A 5189-nucleotide genomic window follows, 5' to 3' on the forward strand; every position below is an offset into this window, starting at 1 on the left:
CCCATAAAGATTCTAACTAGTTTTCAACACTAACCAGTTGAGCGTGAATACATATCGGGTTTACGTGCAGAGACTATATAATATAGTATGAAACCGAAAATGATTATATCGTTTTAGGCCGTATTCGCTATTTTGTTGGAGGAAGTCTGGGGCTTCTTTGGTACTCTCGGCTAATCATCTCTTCCCCCTTGGTTCCTATAGGACCGAAAGAGAACCGAAGCGGACAAGGGGAGTATGGAAGAAAGATAATGGGGGGATAGGGAAATGGTAGTCAGTATTAAGTTACCCTAATGTTATTTCAACATGACACTGGTGAAATATCTCAAATATTAAATTTGACTTTAGATCTTCCCAATTACAAATTGGAACTCAGTCAGCGTCGGGGCACCTGCCACTGTCACCTACTCACGGTTACGAGCTACAGGCAATAAGGTTTTGAATAAAAAAAGCCACTGTCAAAATAAATGAACAATGGCTTTGTGATATAAATTTATCAGGTTATTATACCATTTCAATAATAAAATCTGTATTATCCCTGAACTAAGTCTAGTACTTTTGCATCGGCAGCAACGGTATCACCTACTTCAACAAAAATCTCGTTAACGGTACCGGCAAAGTCGGTCGTAATGCTGTTTTCCATTTTCATGGCCTCAAGAATTATCACAACCTGTCCTTTGGTTACAACATCACCCGGGGTTACCTGGATATCAAGAATTTTACCCGGCATAGGTACAGTTACAGCTTTTGTTGGACCGGTTGCTTTTGGAGCAGCTTTTTTAGCCTCCTTAGTCGGAGCAGCAGCAGCGGGAGCCACGGCCTCGTCAACAATATCCATAATAGCAGCATCGGCAGCAACAGTTTCACCTTCTTCGGCAATCAGGGTGTTTACATACCCTGCATAGTTCGATGTAATACTGTTTTCCATTTTCATGGCTTCCAATACGGCCACAGGCTGATCTTTTTCTACTTTATCACCCGGCTGCACAAGGTACTGAATTATTCTGCCCGGCATTGGAACCGTGATTTTTTTACCACTTACTTTTTTAGCTGCTTGGGGAGCTTCAGTTTTGGCTGTTGTAGCTTCTGCTTTAGGTTCGCTGGCTTTTTTAGCTTCCCAGGCTGCTTTCTTAACTCCTTTTAAAAAGTTTTTCGCAACCATTGGGAATAACTCAAGAAGCAATACCTCCTCTTCGTTTTCCGCAAGTTTAACACCTCCACAATCCTCTAGCACAGGATTCGGTTGCATTTTATATTTGGATGTATCAAATGGGCGCTCATCTTTATGTCCACAAATTTTTTCGCGGAACTCCGGTTTGATGGGAATTGGAGTATCGCCGTATTCACCTTTAACCAAGCTAATAAACTGGTTAGATACGTTGGTGTACATTTCGCTTCCTTTTTTGATGTCCATCGCACAGTTCACCGCTTGAGCACCTACAATCTGGCTCGTTGGCGTTACCAATGGAGGCAGACCTGCATCTAAACGAACCTGAGGAATTAATTTCATGGCATCCTCCAGGATATCTTCCGATTTAAGAGCTTTAAGCTGAGCCACCATGTTGGTGTACATTCCGCCAGGTATCTGGGCGTTCTTAACCAACTCGTTTGGTTTCGGAAAATTAAAATAAGCTTCAATGGCATGGCAAGAGCGCACCAAATCTTGCTCGTTACCTTCTTTGGCATCTTTGATAGCTTTGTCAAACTCAGCTTCAATTTCGGCAGGAAGCTTATCGGTAAGCGGATTAAATGGATTTGGGTAGTGTTTACCGGCATCCACATCAGCTAATTCCTGGCGTATAGTATATAACTCTTTGTTGATTTTGGCAACAGCTTCCATGTTGACATCCATCTCGACACCTAACTTTTGGGTAAACAGGTAAATCAACTCTATGGCAGGAGCAGCAGGACCGCCTGCAAAGTTCCAGATATTGGTGTCAACCACATCCACACCGGCTACTATAGCGGACAATACAGCAGCTAATCCGTAACCGGGAGTACAGTGCGTGTGAAAGTCAACGGGTACCTTAACCGCTTTTTTGAATGCGCTAACCAGTTTGGCAACGCGCACCGGAGGAATAAGACCACTCATATCTTTGATCGTGATCATATCAGCTCCTAACTTCTCAAGTTCCTTTGCCTTGTTCACGAAGTAGTCATCTGTAAATACAGGCTTTGGAAGTGGCTTTCCTTTTAGTAAAGCTTTGTAGCGTGCTGCTCTTCTGTACTCAGGGTCAATGGTGTAACAAACAGCACAGTCTGCAATGCCACCATGCTCTTTTACATACTTGATCGTAGATTTAACGTTGTTGATGTCGTTAAGGGCATCAAATATACGCATGATACCTAAACCTGAGCTGATGGCGTTTTTACAGAAACCATCAATAATCTCATTGGTGTAAGGTGTGTATCCGAATAAGTTTCTTCCCCGAGAAAGTGCAGTAAGCTTACTTACATCACCCACTGCCTTTTTAATGGTTTGAAGACGTGTCCAAGGATTTTCGTTTAAATAACGCATTACCGAGTCTGGTACGGCTCCACCCCAAACTTCCATTGCATAAAAGTTCGCGTCCTTGTAAAAAGGTAACACACGATCAATTTGCTCCTGTCGCATTCTGGTTGCGAATAACGACTGCTGACCGTCTCTGAGCGTTAGGTCTCGAATCAATAATTTCTTTGACATGTTTTTGGTTTGCTACGGTTATTACTGAATTATCTTTGGCACAAAAATAATATAATACCGCTTGTATGCAACCTTTATTAGTTAGGTAATATACCTATTTTATAACATGCCTTTTTGTAATAAAGAAATTTTTCTTTAATATTACACTGCCTTTATAGGTATTCGCGCTAAAGAATCCCAAAAACTGACTTTTATCCTGTTTTTTAGCTTACGTTCCTTAAAAAAGACTGATGATACAAACTTGGAATGTGTAATTTGTTACTTAAATGATTAATTTGACAAATATTGATGCTATTTAACGTTTAGTTAGCAACTCAATCATAATAACAATTTATAACTGGACTGCCTTATCGTCCATTTTTAACCTTTTATAAACAACCTTTAAACAACTTGCAATTGTTTTATCATTGGGTGATGTTTCGTATGCTTTCTCCAGGTAAGGCAGCGCTTTTTTGTACCCCTCTTTAATTTGATCTAGCTTTTTTACAGTATTACTGTAGTCTACTCTGCTTGGTTTAGCAATTGCCTCGTACCTTTTGGTTTCTTTCTGTAAGAGGTTATCGGTTTTTTTGAAATATACAATTCCCAATTTTTTAACAGCTTTGGTGTTGGACTCGTCCAGTTTAATTATTTGTAGCAACGCATCAGAAGCTTCGTCATACTTTTTAAGTCTTTCCAATGATGAACCATATAAATATAAACTGTTTAAATCGTTAGGATTATTCTCAAGAGCAGTGCTTAACGCTGCGCATGCTTTATCAAACTGACGAGAGTTATAATAAAAATAACTAATTTGTTTAATGTAATTTTTTTTGTGGTTAGGGTACATCTCTTGTCCCTTTAATAAAGCTTCCTCTGCTTTTTTCAGATCTTTATTACCAGTATAGGCTTGCGATAGAGTGATATATAAATTGGGTTCTTGATAATTTAAATCATCACATTTAATTAAAAAAGGTAAAGCTTTATCGTAGTGTTTACACCTGGAATAGCTTTGTCCAGCTTTGTAAATAGATAGGGTGTCAGTTAAGTTTTCATTTTCGTAAGCTATAGTTGCTTTTTCGTAGGTAATAGCCGCCTTGGGGTAATTTCCTTGCCCTTCGTACATAATTGCTTCACTTTTTAAAATATCACCTTGTTGAGCATTTAAATATAATGAAGAGGTGGTTAAGAGTAGTAAGATAACAGAGAATCTAATTTTCATTGTGGTTCTTTTTTACAAAGGTATTAATTTAGCCATAGTCATCCATGTTTGACCTGGCACAATATTGTAAAATTAGTTATCCTTGTTAGCGAAACAGTATAATTTGGAGTTTGAAAGGATACATAAAAAGAGATTGCCGGTACCAACAATCTCTTTTTAGTTTTTAGTCATTGAAACCAAACTAGCTTGCATCTCTAATCGTCTTTTGTATCCGTTTGTTCCGAATAAACTTGTCAGGCTAACCTGTTGACAACATGTTTGGCAAAATAAACATCTAGTAGTGTGTCATATAATTCGCGCATGGTTTCCCTGGCATCTCCAATAAGTTCCGATAATTTAATAACGGTATCGTCATTTAGCGTAATCTCCAGGTCTTTTCCCTTTTTACAGAAACTTGAACCTTCGCCCGAATCATCAATAATCTCTGTTACTGCAGCAGATTCTTGTAACACTACTCCAACATATATTTTGTGAATGGTAGAATCTGTTTTTTGGTCGTTAGTCCTGTTTAAAGTAATATTAACATTGGTCAAATTATAGTCAATGGGCGTGTAGGGATGTCGCTTCTCTGGATTTTTAATAATAGAGACAGTTTCGTCATAAATTATATCACTCGATGATAGTAATTCATATAAATAGGTAATGGTATCAGTTTTAGCTTAGCTTATGTATAGTCCTTGTTAAACGCCTATTTGGACTGGTAACTGATATCTGAAAAACTTCCGTAATGCTCATTAATGTATACGCTTCCTGCATCCTCTTCATCTATTTTTATAGAGCTGTTAAGTAAAAAGTTGTAAGCAAAAAAGCCTTCGAGGTCTTCGTATTCAGATTCTTATGTAGTGATTGTAAAAAAATATTGGTAAGTGTAGAATCCGTTTCTTCTATTGCGTAAAAAAGATTCACAGTGCTGGTCGTCTTTTCTTCGGGTAATCGGATAATAAACTCCTCCGAATCGTCGGTGTTCGAGAAAAAACCGTATATGACCTTGCTGGCGTTGAGTCCCTTTACGGTAAGAATGGCCTGAGACATTCAATAGTAAATACCGCTTAAATCGGATAATGAAATATAATAAGTAACTTCTTCATCATATCCATCAACCGCCGATTTAGTGGAGCTCTCGCTCATGGTCAAAAGGTCGTAGCCAGTTTAGTTCGTAATTTTGTCAATGCTGGAGGAGAGTTCGTTGGAGGTGTCAACAATACCCTGCTCTGCTAGTCCTGTGGTTTCCCCATAGCCGTTAACTTTAGCCATTAAAAATTAAATTAATTATTTCTGGATGCGTTTGTTTTTTCAATCTCTTTTCAA

The 5189-nt window shown here is 38.5% G+C and carries 3 protein-coding genes; all 3 read right to left on the reverse strand.

The window, feature by feature from the left end; all coding sequences use genetic code 11:
• Positions 1–529 precede the first annotated feature (529 nt).
• The 3 genes from ACRD64_RS24890 to ACRD64_RS24900 all read right to left on the reverse strand — a co-directional run bounded on the left by ACRD64_RS24890 (position 530) and on the right by ACRD64_RS24900 (position 4414).
• The gene (locus tag ACRD64_RS24890) at positions 530–2680 is read right to left on the reverse strand and encodes a biotin/lipoyl-containing protein (RefSeq protein ID WP_430937282.1); all 2151 of its coding nucleotides are present in this window, start codon (positions 2678–2680) and stop codon (positions 530–532) included.
• A gap of 331 nt (positions 2681–3011) precedes the next feature.
• Entirely contained in the window at positions 3012–3881 is an 870-nt protein-coding gene (locus ACRD64_RS24895) for a tetratricopeptide repeat protein (protein WP_430937284.1), read from the reverse strand.
• Positions 3882–4114: 233 nt separating this feature from the next.
• Positions 4115–4414, reverse strand: a complete 300-nt coding sequence (locus ACRD64_RS24900; RefSeq protein ID WP_430937286.1) for a hypothetical protein — start codon at positions 4412–4414, stop codon at positions 4115–4117.
• Between the last annotated feature and the right edge of the window lie 775 nt (positions 4415–5189).

Origin of the sequence: Saccharicrinis sp. 156 (assembly GCF_050589685.1) — a bacterium.
Lineage (GTDB): Bacteria > Bacteroidota > Bacteroidia > Bacteroidales > Marinilabiliaceae > Saccharicrinis.